This window comes from Bacillus sp. FSL L8-0152 (genome assembly GCF_038006365.1).
Classification (GTDB): domain Bacteria; phylum Bacillota; class Bacilli; order Bacillales; family Bacillaceae_G; genus Bacillus_A; species Bacillus_A cereus.
On the sequence record NZ_JBBOVB010000001.1, the window covers coordinates 5418591 to 5439491 of the forward strand.

Below are 20901 nucleotides of genomic sequence, written 5' to 3' on the forward strand. Positions count from 1 at the left end.
ATTATTTAAATTAGCATTCCCCCGAGATTCAACTTTATTGAAACGGAGTCATAATATGATTAGTCAAAAAAAGTATGTACAATTTGTCATAATATACATATCTATATTTGCTCTTTGGATACTCTTTATTCCAAATGAGTCGCATATAAAGGAAATTGGGATTCTTTTCTTATTCTGTTTCGCTGCACTTTTTTCTTGCCACTGTTTATATAAAGCTATTAAGAAAATGAAACGCAGTGATAAACTATTTTGGATTTTATTACTATGTACTTGCCTATGTGGATTAGTTATGGAGATAACCCTATTTCTTAGTTCACTTTCCATACATGATCAATCTATATTTTCATATAAAGCATTGCCTTTTTTTATCATACAATATATTTTGCTCTTTGTTGGATTTGCTATAAAGTTTATAAAGAATTACTCTATTAAGGGGCTTTCGCAATTTTCATTCGATAGCATCTTTATTATTATTATGAACATTTATTTCACCTTAACTTTTATCTTAGATCTTTCAAGTTTCCGCATGTTAACAAAGGATACTTGGATTTTAATTGGGTATTTCATTGCACAATCATTAGTAATTTACGCCGTTATTAGCCTATATAGAAGAGAACAATATTCTTCTAGTAGAATCGCATTAATTATTGGTTTCACTATTATACTCGTATACGGTTATATTCATCTATTTCAATTGAATTTTGGGATGAAAACTTCTGCTGAAATTAATTATTTAATACACACTGCTTCTATTTTATTAATTGGACTTTCTTCCATACTATATATTTTAGATAAACCAATGCAGCATGAAACGAAAGCAAAATATTATCGATTCGATTATGTACGTTTTATACTACCTTATTTTAGTATAATTATTACTTTTTCTTTTATTATCATTCAACCTTGGGATGATAAGTTCATGTTAATCGGTCTCGTATTATCACTTATTTTGTTATTCTTGCGGCAACTTTACATGTGGAAAGATAATCAAGCACTAATCCATACATATGAACAGTTGACTACACAACTAGAGGATGAAGTTGAAGAAGGTGCATTTGCATTATCAAAAAGTGAACAACGTTATAAATCTTTATTCGAGGACCATCCCGATGCCGTTTTCTCTTTAAATATGAATGGCATTTTTCAACAATCTAATAAGGCATGCGAAAGCTTATTTACTGCCTATTATTGCGAAGTGGCAAGCTATTCTCTGGTACACTTCATTGATTCAAAAGACCACGAACTACTAAAGAAGGCTTTACAAATTACAAAGGAAGGTAGGCCACAAACGTTAGAAGTTCGTACAAAAGAACAAGAAGGCTATTATTATTATCTCCATATTACACTTATCCCTACTTTTATAAACAAAGAAGTGGTCGGAATGTTTGGGATAGCTCGTGATATCACCACTTTATATGAAAAACAAAAACAAGTAGAACATTTAGCCTTTCACGACGCACTTACTGGATTACCAAATCGCCGAAAGTTCGAAAAAGATTTAAAAGCCACTTTAAATACAGCTCAAACTAACGCCAATGATGTCGCCGTCATATTTCTTGATTTAGATCGATTTAAAAAAATTAACGATAGACTTGGTCATGACGTCGGAGATTTATTATTAATTGAAGTAGCAAAAAGATTACGCGGTTGCTTGCGTTCAAAAGATGTCGTCGCTCGCCAAGGTGGAGATGAGTTTACAATTCTATTACCAGAAATGTACTCAGAAAAAAGTGCAATTTTTATAGCTGAACAGATTTTAACTATTTTAAACAAACCATTCTTCATTCAAGGCGAAGAACTCTCTATTACACCAAGTATCGGAATTGCGATGTACCCTGATTATGGAACTGATGTAAATGAGTTAATGAAAAATGCTGATATGGCTATGTACCGTGCGAAAGCAAATGGAAAAAACAGATTTGTTTTCTTCTCAAAAGAAATGAGTATCGCTCAAAATGAAATTCAATTCTTAGAAGGTGAACTTTCAAAAGCATTACAACAAAATGAATTTTTCCTTGAATACCAGCCACAAGTAAGCACAAAAACAAAACAAATTATCGGTTTTGAAGCATTAATACGTTGGAAGCATCCAAAACTCGGTATCGTATCTCCGGCCCAATTTATCCCCCTAGCAGAGGAAACTGGTTTTATTATTGAACTTGGTAATTGGATTTTACGTACTGCCTGTTTAGAGGCAAAAAGATGGCATAATCAAGGTTTTTCTCACTTAAAAGTTGGTGTGAATTTATCTGTTGTTCAATTTAACCATGCAGATTTAATCCCAACTATTTCAAAGGTGTTGGAAGAAACAGAACTGAAACCAGAAGCACTAGATATTGAAATTACGGAAAGCATCGCAATTAATCAAAATCAATCTGTAGTTGCAAAACTAGAACAACTTCAAAATCTCGGTATTCAAATTTCAATCGATGACTTTGGAACTGGTTATAGTTCTTTAGCTTATTTAACAAAATATCCAATCAACACATTAAAAATTGCTCGAGAGTTTATTTGTGGAATTACAACTAGTCCTTTAGAAGAAGCAATTGTCTCTTCCATTATTACACTATCAAAAGAATTAAATTTAGAAGTGATTGCAGAAGGTGTAGAAACAGAAGAAGAATGGGAATTTTTACATAAACAAAATTGTGATCACATTCAAGGATTCTTTATTAGCAAACCTGTTTCTAGTAAAGACGTTTGGATGTTACTCCATAAAAAAACAACCGTCTAAATAAGGCGGTTGTTTTTTAAAACTCAAAAGGTAAATCTGCAGCTACTTGTACCTCTTGATCATTATGAGAAATTATTTGACTTTTCTCTAATGCTGTATCACCTAATGAAATACCCCATGCCATTGCTAACGTTAATAAACTACCAATAAGTAATTTCTTCATATTCCATCACCCACATTTTTTACTTTTAATATATCATGAAAATTTATTCACATTGTATGCAATTATGCATATCCACTTTTTAGGTTGTTTATCTGCTGATTTTATTTACAAGCGCTTCTTTATATGCATGCATTTCTAATATATCAAAAAAGAAACTTGCCTTCTTATATGCATCTTCAATCTCTGCCTCTTCATACTCCAACTTCCTTAGGCATTCACCTCTTTGATAATATAGCTGTCCAATTAATGCCATACTATTAATTCGGCATGATATTTCAATCGCTTTATTTACTTGATAAAGTGATTCTTCATATCGATTATCTAAGTATAATGCTTTTGCATGATTATACCTTACCTTTACGTCAAATTCTTCATTATCATGCAATGCCTCTAATTGTTTTAATATTTGTTCAAATAAATCAATACCCTTCTTCAAATAGCCATTTTCAGCATAAATGTTTGCAATTGCGTTTTCAATATAAAGATTCTGATATACATCTATTCCTGTCAATTGTTGATTGAGCAATTTCTTTAATTCTAAAATACAATATTCGTAATCGACTTTTTTCAATACGTAAGCAGCTACATAATATTGCCATTGAAGAAATTGCTGGAATTCAGGATGATATTCTTCCTTTTTCAGCTCATTCCATACTTTATTATAAATTTCTTTATATCTTTTTTGCTTACAAAGCATAATGACTTGATCTTTAAACTGTTTTTTTCTTTCAATATCCGAATAAATGAGTACCTCATAAAAATGAATAATGGGAATTTGTAATTTTGCTGCAATACCTTGCAATATATCCATACTTGGGTATACTGCACCCGATTCAATTCTGCTTACTTCCGATTGATGACATATGTTCTCGGATAACTGTTTTTGTGTTAATCCTCTCAACACTCTAATTTTCTTAATTTCACTTCCTAATTTCTCTGCTTGCATACTTACTCACCATCCCATTATAACAATCTAATTTTTTAAGTTGTCATACCACTACAATAATGTGAATTCGACAATTTTTGATATGAAATAATGCATAATATATATAAAATTCGGCAAATTTTTCATACAATTCATCTCACATATAATAATAGATTAGGAGTGTTATAGATGAATTATAGAAAACTTGCCAGTGCTTTCGTTACATTCGGTCTTCTTTATCCTTTATCAACAGAAGCTATTCATGCTCAAAAATTGGACAAAAGTGAAGTAAAAGTTGAAATCGCTCAGCCTGGTTTAACAATCGGGAAATTAACACAACCTCAAAATGATACGAAAGAAAATATTGCTAAAAAATATTTAAAAGGTGAGGTAAATGGGGCTAAAACTCAACAAGAACAAGTCACTACTGAAAAAAATGTAGATTTCCAACCTACAAATAAAGAAACCAAAGAAAATCAAACCGAAGTTCGCCTTGCACAAACATATAAAAACTATAAAGTATATGGCCAAGATCTCATTGTAAAAGTAGATAAAAATGGAGTGATCACAACTGTTAGTGGTAAAGTTGTTCAAAATTTAAATCAACAACCTAATCTTACTATAACAAATTTTTTGTCGAAAAATGAAGTGAAATCTAAATTACGCGATATAGTTCAAATTCCAAGTGATGCAGCTGAGACGGAATTCTCTAGCGAAACCGTTGTTTATAAGAAAAAAGATGGCTATTATACATTCGCAACTGTTATTACATTTACTTATGAAAACAATGAACAAATTATAAACGGCAATGCTATCGTTGATCTAAAAACTGGCGAAGTACTTTTCCAAGAAAAATTCATAAAAAACAAAGAGAACAAGACTATAAATCAAATAACATCACCTAGATTATCCCCTGCAAGTGAGCAAGGAACTGGGAAAAATGCACTTCAAGAAAACATCTCTTTCAATATTGCCAAAGGAACTGATGGAAAATTTTATTTAGCCGATTTATCACGCGGAAATGGTATTTATATTTATAATGCAAACTACGCCGATTCCCTCGGGGGATATAGTCAAGCTGGTTATCCAGGGACACTAATTTCAAGTAGTACTCCTAATTTTGCAGATAAAGAAGCCGCGGGCGCTATGAAGAACATGAGTGATATTTATGATTACTTTAAGAAAGAACATAATCTAAAAAGTTACGACAATAAAGATTCAAAAGTTGTTGCTAGTGTACACGGTTTTGATTCTACTGAAGTTAGTGATGGTTTAAAAGAAGACTATGTAAATGCATTTTGGCATCCTGCTTGGAACCAAATGGTATTTGGTGATGGTTTAGACGGAAAACTAACATCAGCTCTTGATGTAACAGCTCATGAATTTGGACATGCTGTATTCAGTGGCACGACGAAAAATAAAGTCGTGAGATATCCAAGCGCTGAAACATCTGCACTAAACGAGGGATTAGCAGATTTCTGGGGTACACAAATCGAATATTACGTAAAGAAAGATAAAGGAAACTGGATTATGGGCGATACATTAGGTGGCCTAACAATTCGTGATATCCCAAGGGAAATTGGTGACGGCGGCCATAAACTATATACAAATTTACAAGATTTCTATAACGATGGTAATAATCAAGAATCACACGTAAATTCTGGTATTATTAGTCACGTATTATATCAATTAGCTGAAGGTAAAACATATAACGGTGTTGCTGTTCAAAAACAAGGTAATGAAAAAGTAAGTAAAGTTGTTATGCGTGCATTGCAAAATTACGCAACTTCCGCTGAAGACTTTGAATCACTTCAATCTCACATCGTACAAGCTGCAAAAGATCTATATGGCACTGCCGTATCAAATGAATTTGCAAAGGCATTTGAAGCACATGGTTACAAGTCATTACAAAAAGTAAATCAAGTAATAGAAGTAAAATAAGTATAAAAAGAAGGTCACCTCTCATAGGTAACCTTCTTTTTACATCCAACCCTTTTCTTCCGCAATTGTAATTGCCTCAATTCTATTTTTCGCGTCGAGCTTCGTTAATACTTCAGAAATATAATTACGTACTGTACCCGGTGAAAGATAAAGTGCCTTCGCAATTTCGTTTGCCGTCTTTCCTTCTTTCGCAAGCAACAATACTTCCTTTTCGCGATCTGACAACGGATTTTGCTCCTGCCATAGGCCGAACATTAAATCTTGGGAGATCTCTCGCTTTCCCTTCATTACATTACGAATTGCTGCCGCTAAATCTTCACTTGGGCTATCCTTTAATAAATAACCGTGCACACCAGCTTTCATTGCCCTTTCAAAATATCCTGGCCTTGCAAATGTTGTTAAAATCATTACTTTACATAATGATTTTTCTTTCTTTAACGCTTCAGCAACATCTAATCCACTTTGAATCGGCATTTCAATATCCATAATACTTACATCCGGTTTTAACGATTTAATTAATTTTAGCGCCTCTTCCCCGTTTGCCGCTTGCCCAATTACTTCGATATCATCTTCTAGATCAAGTAGGGCCCCTAATGCACCACGAAGCATCCGTTGATCTTCTGCAAGAATAATTCGAATCATGCCCTCACCTCATCTTTTCCTGTTCTAATTACAACTGGAACTTTTACTGTTAACAACGTCCCTGGATTGATTGTACCTAGTTCAACAAATCCATCAATAAGAGCAATTCGTTCTTTCATGCCGCGGATACCATTTCCATCATGATTTTGATCTGTTAAACCGATTCCGTTATCTTTTACTTTCAAAATCAGCTCACCTTGCGATTCTAATACAGAAACTGTGCACCGCGTTGCCTTGCTATGTTTTACAACATTCGTAACAGCCTCACGTAAACACATCCCGACAATATTTTGTTCAATTGGTGATAACGAACTCGAGCTGGCTTCTTGCCTCACTTCTAATTCAATATTAGCTGCTTGTAAGATCGCTTTTATTTGCTCTAGCTCTTCTTCTACCGTAATCATACGCATATCAGAAATTAATTCTCTCAGCTGTTTTAAGGCTGTACGAGACGTTTGTGTAATTTCCTTCGCTTCCACACTTGCACGCTCCGGATTTTTCACAATTAACTTCTCTACAAGCTGGCTTTTCAAAGTAATAAGAGATAACGTATGTCCTAATGTGTCATGAAGATCTCTTGCAATCCGCTGCCGTTCTTCACGTTTTACTAAGTCTTTAATTTGCTCGTTTGCTTCATTCAGTTGGTTCTTTAACATCTTTTTCTGATTAAAATTGCGCATACCAAATGGCGTAAGAAGCATTAAAATAAACATCGGAACGATATTTACTAAACTTGTAGTTGTTAGTTGATTCATATTTACAAATAAAAATGCTCCAAGCATGATAACTAACGAACATAACAGCACTCGAAATACTTTCTTATTTGGCGCAAATCCCATCGCACTTGCTGTGAAAAAGCCAAAAAATATCATAAAAGGATTATAAAATAAAGCAAATAAAAAGATGAGTACCATTTGAATACACGCCCAAAAAACAAACGTCCTCTGAACAAAATAAAGCTGACGGTATGTGACGATAAAAATTATCAACATACCGCTTCCTATTACAAGCTTCCATCCTGATGCCTGCGCTAAGTGATAAATTGGAAATAATAGATAAACAAACCACATATACGGGAAGAATCCCATATGTTTCGGAAAAATCTCAATCCTCTTCTTCTCTATCATTTATACCGCTTCCTGTCTTTTTCTTATATATATTGATACTACAACAAATATAAGGAAATAACCTCCTAATACCGCGATATTTTCCCATCCAATTGATTTTCCAGCTACAATATCCCACGCACCACTTCCGAAATGGTATGTCGGTGTCCATTCACCAATCGTTCTTAATATTTTGGGGAATACTTCAATCGGCATCCATAACCCGCCAACTATAGCTAAACTCATATTTAAGATATTTGCTAAGCCAGCAGCTGCGTCCGCCTTCTTAATGGAACCTATTACTGTTCCTAATGCTAAAAATGGTGTTACCCCTAACAATAACCATAACCCCGCACCAATCCATTGCTCTACTGTTAACTCAACATGATTAATCAATATCCCTGCTATAAAAATAACTAAGATTGAAAAAGCATTCACCACTGTTTGGGCAATAATTTTAGCAGTTATATACGCACCCTCTGGAAGTGGTGTGATTTTCAAAAGATGTGTCCATCCTTGCCCTCTTTCCTGAGAAAGTCTCACACCGAAACTAAAGAGTGCAGTCCCTACAATACTGAAAGTTGCCATCGAAATTAAATAGTGTGCTTTCCACGCATCTCCGTTTTGTGGTACTTGAACAACATTTGTGAAAATGTAGTAAAACATAACAGGCATTAATAATGAGAAAAAGATAAATAATTTATTGCGAAATGTACGTAAAATTTCTATTTTACACTGCATCCATAACGCTCTCATGCGATTTCCCCCTTCTGATTTGCGACGAACTGTTCAAATGCTTCATCAAGGCTTCCACGTTCAACTGAAACATCTGTTACAGGTAAACTCCTTTGATAAATGGCTTTTAAAGTTGCATCCGTATCCTCTGTTGTTAAAATGAAGCGTCCTTCGTTTGACTTAACTTCTGTTACATTTGGTAATTCCTTTAGTAATTTTGTAGGAATGCTTTCCTTCGAGTAAAATGTGATTGTTTTTCGCGAAATCGTCGCTTTCATTTCGTCTGGTGTACCATCTGCGATAATCTTTCCGTTCGCAAATAATAAGATACGATTTGCTAAAGCATCTGCTTCTTCTAAATAATGCGTCGTTAAAATAATTGTTTTCCCTTCACTTGCTAACTTTCGAATCGTTTCCCAAAACATTCTTCGAGACGTAATATCCATTCCGACTGTCGGCTCATCTAAAAATAACAAATCTGGATTTCCCGCAAGTGCAAGCGCAAAATTCAACCTTCTTTTTTGCCCACCTGATAACTTCTCACATCTTTGCTTTCGCTCCGATTCTAAATTTGATAGCTGTAATAACGTTGCTTTCTCTACCGGATTCGTATAATAACTACGGAATAACTCAATTGCCTCTTCGACTGTAATACTATCAATGACACTTACTTCTTGCAGCATCGCACCGAGGCTATTACGAACATCTCTATGCTTTGGACTCTTTCCAAATATAAAGACCTTACCTTCTGTTGGGTCCTTTAATCCAAGCATCATCGACATCGTCGTTGTTTTCCCCGCACCATTCGGACCAAGTAACGCTACTATTTCCCCTTTATTTACATGAAATGAAACATTATTTACTGCGTTTTTATGTTTAAATGTTTTAGAAACACCATTTACTTCAATAATCTTTTCCATCTCTCCACCCCCGCTGTTTCTTATATTTACATTGTATTACTTGGAAAACTTAGGAAACAGTATGATGCGTCATGACATCGATATGACAATTGTCATGTATTCTTTATGAGAGGAATCAAGCTGCATACCGCAAGCGAGTAGCAGGACGAAAATAAACATGATACAATCGGTTAAGATATATATTCGAGGAAGGACAGTGGTTTTCATGATTATTCGTAATGAACAAGATTTAGAAGGCTTACGAAAAATCGGCCGCATCGTTGCGCTTGCACGTGAAGAAATGAAAAAAGAAGCGAAGCCAGGTATGACAACGAAAGAGCTTGATTTGATCGGTAAAAAAGTATTAGATGAGCATGGTGCTATTTCTGCACCTGAAAAAGAATATGATTTCCCAGGTGTAACTTGCATTAGTGTAAATGAGGAAGTTGCTCATGGTATTCCAGGAGATCGCGTATTAAAAGAAGGCGACTTAGTAAACGTCGATGTATCTGCTGCACTTGATGGCTATTATGCAGATACAGGTATCTCATTTGTTCTTGGAGAAGACGAAGCAAAAGAAAAGCTGTGCCAAGCAGCGGTTGATGCATTTTGGGCAGCAATGAAAAAGGTTAGAGCTGGCTCAAAACAAAATCAAATTGGTCGTGCTGTTTCAAACTTTGCACATAAAAGTGGATACAATGTTATTCAAAACTTAACTGGTCACGGCATTGGTCTTAGCTTACATGAAGCACCAAATCACATTTTAAGTTACTATGATCCAATGGATAATGCGCTTCTAAAAGACGGTCTTGTTATCGCTGTAGAACCGTTCATCTCTATGAAAGCTGATCATATTATTGAACGTGGTGACGACGGCTGGACATTCGTTACACCTGATAAAAGTCTTGTTGCACAATGTGAACATACCGTTGTCGTAACGCGCGGCGAACCAATAATTTTAACAGAAATCTAATACCAAAAACGGCTGTTTTGTAGATTTATTCCACATAAAACAGCCGTTTTTATTTTTGGGAAAATATGTGAAATACTGTTGAACTCTTTATCATTTAAGTATATAATCTTTAGCGGAGGTTACTTAAGCTTATCTTTACTAAAAAGATATTGTAACTAAGGAGTAAAACACCTTCTTTCTTATTGTTTAAACAGTCTCAAAAATGACCGTAGTAACGTTTTAGTCGAATATTCTGTAATTCTTATATTCCTCTAACAATGTAAGAAACTATCATCTTTCAACTTCGGTCCACTAATCGCACAACTCTCTTTAGACAAAATAAATGACTATTTTCAAAGTACATATTGTCTTCATTCTGACCAAAACCAACCCTATCTAGCTTTTTATCTCCACATAACTTTAAGGCAAAAATAAGCCTTCACAAAGGGATACACTACATTGGTTAGTATGTATCGTAAAACTTACCTTTATAACCATTCTTTTTTACTAGATATACATGAAAACTATCTCACATATAAAGGTCTGATATCATTCTTTATATCAGTATTTTTTTCGACATTTTTTGTCGAATTGTGTATATTTCCATAGAACTGTGTAAATATACATTGTGTTTTACGTTAAACAATTTTACTTTGAACATAATCCTACTTGTCTGAGAACGCGTATAGAAACGGAGGGATAGCAAAAATAAATAGCTTATAACAAATACTTTTAATATTCCATTTGTTCATGTGGAATAAGTCCCCAATGGACAAATGAATGTTCAGAGGAGGAAAAATGAAAAAACTTTTCAATGTATGTTTAATTGTATTCGTACTATTTTCGCAACTTGCTAGTTTTCCATACAATCAAGTAAAAGCGGAAACCTTAACAGGAGATTCCTTATTTGACACTGTTGAAATGAAAGATGCAACGAATCATATTATTGACGAAGCATTAAATCCTAAAAACTTAATAAAGATAGGATCAATCATTCACCTAGAATATGCTTGGTCAATAAAAGATCATCAAATTGCACAAGAAAAAGATTCAACAGTTCTTCAAATACCTAATGCATTAAAAGTAAAAAATGACCAACAAGGAAACTTAATGGCAGATCAACAAATTATTGGTCAATATTTTGTTACAGCAAACGATAACAAAATGAAAATAGTCTTTAACGATTCAGTAAAAGATTCAAAAGGTGTTAAGGGAAAAATTAAATTTGACACTGTATTCAATCCAGATTTAAAACCTGGCATAAAAGCCGTCCCACTCACTTTCCCTCTAGGTACAGTAGCTAAGACTATCTCAGTTCCTGTTCAAGTAGATAACCCTACTTCACCTACTATTAATAGTGATGATGCTAAGCAGACTACCGAAGAGCAAAAGAACGGTGACGCACAGCAACCTACTGAACAGCCAAAAGATGGTGAAACACAGCAGCAACCTGCGGAACAACCAAAAGACGGGAATCCTCAGCAGCCTGCGAAACAGTCAAAAGATGGTGAGACACAGCAGAAACCTGCGGAACAACCAAAAGACGGGAACACTCAGCAACCTGCGGAACAGCCGAAAGACGGGAATCCTCAGCAGCCTACGGAACAGCCAAAAGATGGCGGGACACAGCAACCTACTGAGAACCCTGGTGATAACACAACAGGGCAACCTGTTGAAAATCCAGACCCATCACCTAAGCAAATTAAAGAAAATATTTTAACAAGCGTAAAATTAACAGATAAAGACGGAAAACCATTTAATGATACAGATAATCGTCCAAATCCTGATTCTGCTGCCAATATCGATTTTACATGGGAAGTTTTAGAATCATTAAAAGTAAAAAAGGGAGATTACTATATTTTCCAACTTCCGGAATATTTTATCGTCCACAACACCATTACACAGCCTTTAGTTGATGGAACAGGACATGAAATTGGGACGTTCGTTGTTGACTTAAACGGAAAAGTAACTATGACTTTTAACGAGTACGTTGAAGACAATCCTAATATAGATGGTCATTTAAAAGTTGGTACGGAATTCAATAAAACAAAAATTAAAGGGACTACGGAACAAAAAATTCCTTTCCCAATTAAAGAACAAGACGTTATTATCGAGCTTGATTTCAAACCTAATGTAAAGAAATCTATGAATAAAAAAGGTATACCTGATAGACCGATTAATACGAATCAAATCAATTGGACAGTCGAAATGAACAAAACAAAAGACATTCTTACAAACGCTGTCTTCCAAGACAATATTCCAAATGGAGCCAGTCTCAATGAAGATTCTATTAAGGTTTATGAGTTAGAAGTAGATATTAACGGGAAAACGACTCGTGGAGCCGAAGTTAGTAAAGAAGAATATACACTCACTTCATCCTCCGATAAATTAAATATCGCTTTTAAAAATGAAACGAAAAAAGCATATCAAATTGAATATGCGACAAAAATTACTGACGAAAGTGTTACTAGTTTCAAAAATGAAGCAAAAGTATCCAGCAAGAATCAAGGAGATGTATCCGCAAATGCAACTGTAACTGTTTCACGCGGTACACATCTAGAGAAAACTAGTAAATATAATCCAAAAACACAAACAATTGAATGGACAATTACTTTCAACGGTGACCAAAGAGATATTAAACAATCTGATGCGCTTTTAAAAGACATCTTGGACAAATCTCATAAAGTTGATGCAAGTTCTATCGTGGTTAAAAATGCTTCTTATGATAATAACGGAAAACTTGTTACAGGTGACAACGCCACAAACTTTACTGTAAAAGAAACCGATGAGGGATTTGATTTACAATTTAATGAAGATATTAATAGTGCCTATGTGATTACTTATACATCGAAAGCCAAGAATGATGTTATACAAGATGGCGAAATCGAAAATACAATTATTGCAGATGGAAAATGGAGTAAAACAAACAAAGTTACATTACAACAACAAAACATCATAAAGAAACATAATAAAAATGCAAACGATACAGATTACAATAAGAAAACAACGAAATGGACAATTATTGTAAATGATAACAATTACGTGTTAAATGATGCTGTTATCACTGATACGTTTGACTATAGTGGACTTACATTACAAAAAGATAGTTTCAAAATTACTGATGGATCAACTGAACTGAAATTAGACTCTGATTACACACTTGATGTAATAGCTGACGGATTCAAAGTAACACTAGCTGGTAGTTATAAGTCTAATATGGATAAAACTTTAACCATCACGTACACAACAGACTTTAATTACGAGACTCTATCTAAAAAGGATGATAATAAATCATTCAAAAATACAGCTGAGTTATCATGGAAAGATATAAATGGGAACGATAAAAATAGTAAATCTCATGATAGATTCAATCCTGACGGCTATACAAAAGGAAACGGATTTAAATACGGTTCTTACAATGCCCAAACGAAAGAAATCAAATGGGACATAGGGTTTAACTATAATAACAGGACTATTAAAGACCCTTCTATCGTTGACGTACTAGAAAACAATCAAAAACTTATACCAGACTCCATTGAGATTCATCATATGGAATTAACTGGTGGTGCAGACGGTTATAAATTAGGGGCACTTGTTTCCCCTGACGAATATACGGTAGAAAATGCAACGAAAGATAATAAAAATACATTAACGATTCATTTTAAAAATGAAATTAAAACAGCGTACCATATCAGCTTTAAAACTTCACTTGCAGGTGAAGAAATTAATAAGCGCTATGATAATTACGCCAAATTAAAAGATGGATCGGAAACTATCGCCAATATTCATGGTGCATTCGAGATCAAAAATGGTGGTAGCGGCGTTACGAAAAAAGCAAAACAAAATGACAAGTACATTGATTGGAGCGTTTCTATTAATGCAAGTCAATCAACGATTGAAAATGCTGTCGTAACAGACGATCCGACAGACAATCAAATTCTCGATGAAAAGTCATTCCACCTATATGGGACAACAGTAGCCGTGGATGGCACTTTAACGAAAGATACAACAAACGAATTAAAAGAAGGAAAAGACTATAAACTCAAAATAACAACAGACAACAATACGGGGAAACAACAATTTACAATTGAATTTCTTCATACTATTGATCGAGCTTATATTTTAGAATACCGTTCACTCATTAATGCAGACAATAATGAAAAGGTAAGCAATAAAGCGAAGATTACTGGTAATAGTTTGAAATTAACAGAAACTGAAAAAATTGAAGAAATAGTAGTTAAAGTATCTTCTGGATCTGGAGGCGGTTCTGCTACTAAGGGACGCGGAAACCTTCAAATTAAAAAAGTAGATAATGCAGATCCAAATAAAATTTTATCTGGCGTAGTATTTACTTTATTCGATCGCACAGGTACAACTGCTATTCGAACAATTACAACAGACGACAATGGTATCGCTCAGTTTAACAACTTAAAACGCGATGAATATCTGCTTAGAGAAATGAAAACTCTTGATGGCTATGTCATTAGTAAAGAATTAAAAGCAGGTAAACTTGTTAAGCTTGGTGCAGAAGAAACTACAACATATACTCTTAAAAACGAGAAATTTGTTGGAAAAGTAGTACTTACAAAGACTGATGCTCATAACAAAGAAAAGCTTAAAAATGCAGTTTTCTCTCTGCTTGATCAAAACCATAATGTCATTCCTGAACATAAAGAATTAATAACAAATGATAAAGGACAAATTACTGTAGATAATTTAAAACCAGGAACTTACTACTTAAAAGAAATAAAGGCTCCTGAGCATTATCAATTAGATGATCGACTTATTGAATTTACAATCGAGGAAGATCAAACAACAGTAATTAATAAAGAGGCCCAAAACAACTTGATTAGAGGCTCAGTTATCCTAACAAAAGTTGATAAAGAGGGTAATACTTTAGAAGGTGCAGTATTTAGTGTACGGGACCGAAATAACAAAAGAATTCCTGGTTATACCAAATTAACGACAAATGGTAACGGACAAATCGAAGCGAAAAATTTACTTCCTGGAGAGTACCAATTTGTTGAAGAAAAAGCACCTGAACATTATGAAATAGATAAAAAACCGCTTAAATTTACAGTTGAAAAGAGCCAACAGAAAGCACTTACTGTTACAGCGACAAATCACCTCATTAAAGGTGGTGTCACTTTAACGAAAGTCGATGATGTCGATGGCACTGCCCTTGAAGGTGCTGTATTTAAAATTGTCGATGCGAATGACGAGAAACAAGTAATTCGTGAAAATATAAAAACAGGTTCAGATGGAAAAGTTACCGTTAAAGATTTAGAGCCTGGTGCTTATAAATTTATCGAAACAGAAGCTCCTAAGGATTATACGTTAAGTACAAACCCTATCGAGTTTACAATTGATAAAAGCCAACAAGCTCTTGCTACTGTTACGGCAAATAACAGCTTAAAAACGGGCGAGGTTGAATTATTAAAAGTTGATGAGTTTGGTGAGAAAAAACCACTAGAAGGTGCTGTATTCAAACTTGTCGATACAAATAATAATGACGTTTCCCCTCACACTAACTTAACTACTGATAAACACGGTAAAGTTAAAGTTAGTAACCTACGTCCTGGTACGTATAAATTTATTGAAATAGCTGCTCCTGAACATTACGTTTTACGAGCAGAACCTATTGAATTTACAATCGATAGAAGTCAGAAAGAAACTCTACTTGTGAAAGCTGAAAATGCTTTAAAACCAGGAGATGTTGAATTAACAAAAGTTGATGATATCGATGGTACAGCTCTTGAAGGTGCTGTATTTAAAATTGTTGATGCAAATGATGAAAAGAAAGTTATTCGCGAAAATGTAAAAACTGGTGCGGATGGTAAAGCTATCGCTACTGGCTTACGCCCTGGCGATTATAAATTTATCGAAGTAACAGCACCGAAGTATTACGACAAAAATACAAAACCAATTAAATTTACGATTACAGAAAGTCAAACAACTCAGGCTACTGTTACCGCTAAAAACAGCTTAACAAAAGGCGGTATTGAGTTAACAAAAGTGAATGCTGCAGATGAAAAGGAAACACTTGAAGGTGCAGTATTTAAAATCGTTAATAGAGATACTAATGAAGATGTTCGTACGGACCTTGTTACGAATAGTAAAGGAATGCTAGTTGTAGATGACTTACGTCCTGGTAACTATAAGCTTATCGAAACAAAGGCTCCAACTTATTACGATGTAAATGTAGAACCAATTGAATTTACAATCGAAAAAGGACAACAAAAACTCCTTCCACTTACATTTAAAAATAGTTTAACGAAAGGAAAAGTTAAACTTATTAAAGAAGATGATGTGGAAAGTAGTAAAGCTCTTGCCGGCGCTGTATTCACATTGCAAGATGCAACTGGCAAAGAAATTATGAAAGATTTAACAACAGATGATTACGGAGTGTTAGTTATTCCTGATTTAGCACCAGGGGATTATCAATTTATCGAAACAAAAGCACCTGAACATTATAAATTAGACAAAACACCTATTAAGTTCACAATTAAAAAAGGTAGTAAGGAAGATCTTCCTATCCCTGTTACTGTAAAAAATAGTTTACTTACAGGTGGCGTCACTTTAACAAAAGTTGATGATGTTGATGGCACTACTCTTGAAGGTGCAGAATTTATAATCGTTGACGCTCATGATACTAAAAAGGTAATTCGCAAAGGTTTAACAACTGATAAAAACGGTAAAATTTCTGCTTCTGATTTACGTCCTGGAGACTATCAATTTATTGAAGTAAAAGCTCCAAAAGACTATACCTTAAGCAAAGACCCTATTCCATTCACTATCGAAAAAAGTCAAAAAGAGAATATTACTGTTACTGCTACTAACAGTTTAAAGAAAGGTGCAGTAACATTAACAAAAATTGATGACATCGATCGTACGATGCTCGAAGGTGCAATCTTTAAGATTGTGGATATGAATGGTAAGGAAGTTCATACGAATCTTGTTACAGATAAAAACGGTAAAATTTCTGTTTCTGATTTACGCCCTGGAGACTATCAGTTCATTGAAACAAAAGCTCCTGAGCACTATGTATTAGATGAAACAACGATTCCATTTACAATTGAAAGAAGTCAAACGAAAGAGATCAATGTTACAGGCAAAAATGCTTTGAAAAACGGTAGCGTTGAACTAACAAAGATTGACGATATTGATATAACTACAAAACTTGCTAACGCCGTATTTAATTTATTAGATGCAGACGGAGAGCTAGTTAAAGAAGGCTTAAAAACAAATGATGAAGGTAAAATTGTTGTTGAAAACCTACGTCCTGGTACGTATCAATTCGTTGAAACAATTGCTCCTGAACATTACGATTTAGATAAAAAACCTATCGTATTTACAATTAAAAAGAGCCAAACTGAAACTCTTCATATCACTGCTACAAATGCTTTAACAAAGGGTGCAGTTAAACTTTCTAAAGTAGACGATGTTGATGGCACTGTTCTTAAAGATGCAGTATTTAAAATTGTTAATATGAACGGTGATGTAGTTCATAAAGACCTTGTTACAAATGAACAAGGAATAATCGAAATTAATGACCTACGTCCTGGTGATTACCAATTTATCGAAACGAAAGCTCCTAAGCATTACGTTTTAGATGAAACACCAATCAAATTCACTATTGAAAAAGGACAGAAGAAAGCTATTTCTTTAACTGCTACAAATAGCTTAAAACAAGGTAGTATCGAATTACTTAAAGTTGATGATTTAAACACTCAAACAAAACTTGCTGATGCGGTATTTAATTTACTGGATCAAGATGGCAAAGTACTTAAAACAGATTTAAAAACAAACAGTGAAGGTAAAATCGTTATCGAAAACTTACGTCCTGGTACGTATCAATTCGTTGAAATAACGGCTCCTGAACACTATGATTTAGACAAAAAACCAATTATATTTACAATTGAAAAAAGCCAAAAAGATATTGCTACCGTTACTATGAAAAATAGTTTAACAAAAGGCGGCGTGGAACTTTCTAAAGTGGATGACGTCGATGGCACTACTCTTGAAGGCGCAGTATTTAAAATTGTGGATATGAATGGTACTGTAATTCGCAAAAATCTTGTTACGAATCAACAAGGTAAAATTAGCGTTTCTGACCTACGTCCTGGTGATTATCAATTCATCGAGACAACGGCTCCGAAACACTACGATTTAAACAAAGAGCCAATTCCATTCACAATTACAAAGAGCCAAGCTGATCCTATCTCCGTTACAGCTACAAATAGCTTAACGAAAGGCGCTGTGGAACTTTCTAAAGTGGATGATGTAGATGGTACTGCTCTTAAAGATGCGGTATTTAAAATTACTGATCTGAATGGTAACGAGATTCGTACTGAGCTTACAACAGATGTACATGGAAAAATTTCTGTTTCTGATTTACGTCCTGGGGACTATCAGTTTGTTGAAACGAAAGCTCCTGAACACTATAAATTAGATAGTACACCTATTAAGTTTACAATTAAGAAAAGCCAAAAAGAAAAGCTCCAAGTTACTACTACAAATAGCTTAACTGAGGGTGCTGTAGAATTAATAAAAGTGGATGATATAAATCCAGATACAAAACTTTCTGATGCAGTGTTTAACATCATCGATGCGAAAGGTAAAATTGTTCGCACTGATTTAACTACTGATAAAGATGGTAAGATTACTGCTACGAACTTACGCCCAGGAGACTATCAATTCATTGAAACGAAAGCTCCTAAGCATTACGATTTAAATAAAACACCTATTAGCTTCACTATCGAAAGAAGTCAACTAACTCACGCTTCTGTTACTGCTAAGAATGGCCTAACAAAAGGTGGCGTGGAATTAACGAAAGTTGACTCTATAGATAAGAAAGAAATACTAGAAGGTGCGGTATTTAAAATTACTGATCTGAACGGTAACGACATTCGTACGAATTTAGTTACCAATAAAGACGGAAAAATCATCGCTAAAGACTTACAACCAGGAGACTATCAATTTATTGAAACAAAAGCTCCTAAACATTACGACTTAAATGAAGAACCAATTAAGTTTACAATCGAAAGAAGTCAAACAAAGCATGTCTTCGTTACAGCTATTAATAGCTTAACGAAAGGTAGTGTTGAGTTAATTAAAGTTGATGATGCCAAGCAAAACACAACACTTGAAGGTGCAGTATTTAAAATTGTTAATAAGGATGGACACGATGTTCGTACCGATTTAACTACTGATAAAAACGGCCGTTTAGTTGTGGATGAATTACCGCCAGGAGACTATGAGTTTATCGAAACAAAAGCTCCTGAACACTATGACTTAAACAAAACACCTATTAAGTTCACAGTTAAAAAAGGCCAAGAAAAAATCGCCTCTGTTACTGCTACGAATAGCTTAACTAAAGGCGCAGTTGAATTAACTAAAGTTGATGACATCGATGGTACTACTCTTGAAGGAGCAATCTTTAAAATTGTAGATATGAACGGCAAGGATGTTCGTTCTGATTTAACTACTGATAAAGATGGGAAGATTTCTGTTTCTGATTTACGTCCGGGAGATTATCAGTTTATTGAAACGAAAGCTCCTAAGCATTATGACTTAAACCAAAATCCTATCAAGTTTACTGTTGAAAAGAGTCAAACTGCTAAAGCTTCTGTTACTGCTACGAATAGCTTAACTAAAGGCGCAGTTGAATTAACTAAAGTTGATGACATCGATGGTACTACTCTTGCAGAGGCTATCTTTAAAATTGTAGATATGAACGGTAAGGATGTTCATTCTGATTTAACTACTGATAAAGATGGTAAGATTTCTGTTTCTGATTTACGTCCAGGAGATTATCAGTTCATTGAAACGAAAGCTCCAACTGGCTATGATTTAAACATTAAACCAATTCCTTTCACAATTACGAAAGGACAATCTCAGATTACCTCTGTTACAGCTTTAAATAGTTTAACAACAGGTTCAATTGAGTTAACTAAAGTTGATATTGATCACCATGGAACACTTGAAGGTGCCATTTTCAATATTTTAGACCAAGATGGAAAAATCATCCGAGAAGGTTTAAAAACAGACCAATACGGAAAAGTAATCGTAAATGATTTGAAACCTGGTAATTATCAATTAGTAGAAACACAGGCTCCTAAAGGCTATCAATTAGATGCATCACCAATAAACTTTACAATTGATAAAGCCCAAGCTACACCACTACAAATTACAGTTTCAAATAAAAAGATTGAATCTTCGTCAGGTGGAGATGACAAGCCAGTTACTCCTCCAAATAAAGAAGAAAACAAAGGTAATGAAACATCTGAGAAACACAAAAACGGAACTTCCGAAGAAACATCAAATGAAACAGATAACAAACAGCAAGATGATCGAAATACGGATAAACACCTTCCAAATACAGGTCATAAAGAAGACCCTACACAAACAGTAGGTATCGTCCTTCTACTAGCTGGATTATTAAGTATTTTAGCTACAAAACGCAAAAAACATTATTAATAATGTTTTTACATCCAATCAATCTCTCAATTGATTGGATGTTTTTTTATACAAAAAGGACGATACATAAAGTATCGTCCTTTTAACGGGGTGAGGCTGCCCAAAAGTACGGAAAACCTTTGAACAGCCTCTTATTTTCATATGGATGCCTTACATATATCACTGATAATAATTATGAAATGCGGAAACATAATTACCATCAACTGATTCAAACATGAGAAATGAAACCCTACAGTGGTTCCATTTCTCTACATAATCTAAAGTTTGGGTACACTAGATTCATGCAATGTAGGAGCTTTCAGAGTAGAAAGCGAACCTTCGTTTA

Annotated in this window: 10 protein-coding genes; 4 read left to right on the forward strand and 6 right to left on the reverse strand. The window is 34.3% G+C overall.

Features of this window, described 5'->3' with window-relative positions; all coding sequences use genetic code 11:
- The first annotated feature begins 55 nt into the window (after nt 1–55).
- Complete coding sequence (locus MHH27_RS27605; RefSeq protein ID WP_090978291.1) at nt 56–2734, forward strand: DUF4084 domain-containing protein; 2679 nt, start codon at nt 56–58, stop codon at nt 2732–2734.
- Nucleotides 2735–2750: 16 nt separating this feature from the next.
- Here MHH27_RS27605 and MHH27_RS27610 read toward each other — a convergent pair whose 3' ends face one another.
- Both MHH27_RS27610 and MHH27_RS27615 read right to left on the reverse strand, forming a co-directional pair.
- Nucleotides 2751–2897, reverse strand: coding sequence for a quorum-sensing peptide PapR (locus MHH27_RS27610; RefSeq protein WP_016079631.1), 147 nt, complete (start codon nt 2895–2897; stop codon nt 2751–2753).
- Nucleotides 2898–2985: 88 nt separating this feature from the next.
- Nucleotides 2986–3843 (reverse strand): helix-turn-helix domain-containing protein, encoded by an 858-nt coding sequence (locus MHH27_RS27615; protein WP_090978293.1) that lies wholly within the window; start codon nt 3841–3843, stop codon nt 2986–2988.
- 168 nt (nt 3844–4011) lie between these two features.
- On the opposite strand from MHH27_RS27615, the gene MHH27_RS27620 reads away from it, so the two are divergent.
- Entirely contained in the window at nt 4012–5763 is a 1752-nt protein-coding gene (locus MHH27_RS27620) for a M4 family metallopeptidase (protein WP_340944725.1), read from the forward strand.
- 39 nt (nt 5764–5802) lie between these two features.
- Here MHH27_RS27620 and MHH27_RS27625 read toward each other — a convergent pair whose 3' ends face one another.
- Genes MHH27_RS27625 through MHH27_RS27640 form a run of 4 tightly spaced genes read right to left on the reverse strand, consistent with a single transcriptional unit; the run spans nt 5803 to nt 9166 of the window.
- Nucleotides 5803–6405 (reverse strand): response regulator transcription factor, encoded by a 603-nt coding sequence (locus MHH27_RS27625; RefSeq protein WP_090978297.1) that lies wholly within the window; start codon nt 6403–6405, stop codon nt 5803–5805.
- A complete protein-coding gene (locus MHH27_RS27630; RefSeq protein WP_090978299.1) occupies nt 6402–7532 on the reverse strand; it encodes a sensor histidine kinase in 1131 nt (376 codons plus the stop codon). Before MHH27_RS27630 ends, MHH27_RS27625 begins: the two co-directional genes overlap by 4 nt.
- The gene (locus MHH27_RS27635) at nt 7533–8267 is read right to left on the reverse strand and encodes an ABC transporter permease (protein ID WP_090978301.1); all 735 of its coding nucleotides are present in this window, start codon (nt 8265–8267) and stop codon (nt 7533–7535) included.
- The gene (locus tag MHH27_RS27640) at nt 8264–9166 is read right to left on the reverse strand and encodes an ABC transporter ATP-binding protein (RefSeq protein WP_090978303.1); all 903 of its coding nucleotides are present in this window, start codon (nt 9164–9166) and stop codon (nt 8264–8266) included. The genes MHH27_RS27635 and MHH27_RS27640 overlap by 4 nt, the downstream gene beginning before the upstream one ends.
- Before the next feature lie 157 nt (nt 9167–9323).
- Between MHH27_RS27640 and map the strand changes: the two genes are divergently transcribed.
- Both map and MHH27_RS27650 read left to right on the forward strand, forming a co-directional pair.
- Nucleotides 9324–10118: a type I methionyl aminopeptidase gene (gene map / locus MHH27_RS27645; RefSeq protein ID WP_100910518.1), complete on the forward strand. Its 795-nt coding sequence runs from the start codon at nt 9324–9326 to the stop codon at nt 10116–10118.
- Between the two features lie 777 nt (nt 10119–10895).
- Nucleotides 10896–20576 (forward strand): SpaA isopeptide-forming pilin-related protein, encoded by a 9681-nt coding sequence (locus MHH27_RS27650; protein WP_340944731.1) that lies wholly within the window; start codon nt 10896–10898, stop codon nt 20574–20576.
- The last annotated feature ends 325 nt before the right edge of the window (nt 20577–20901 follow it).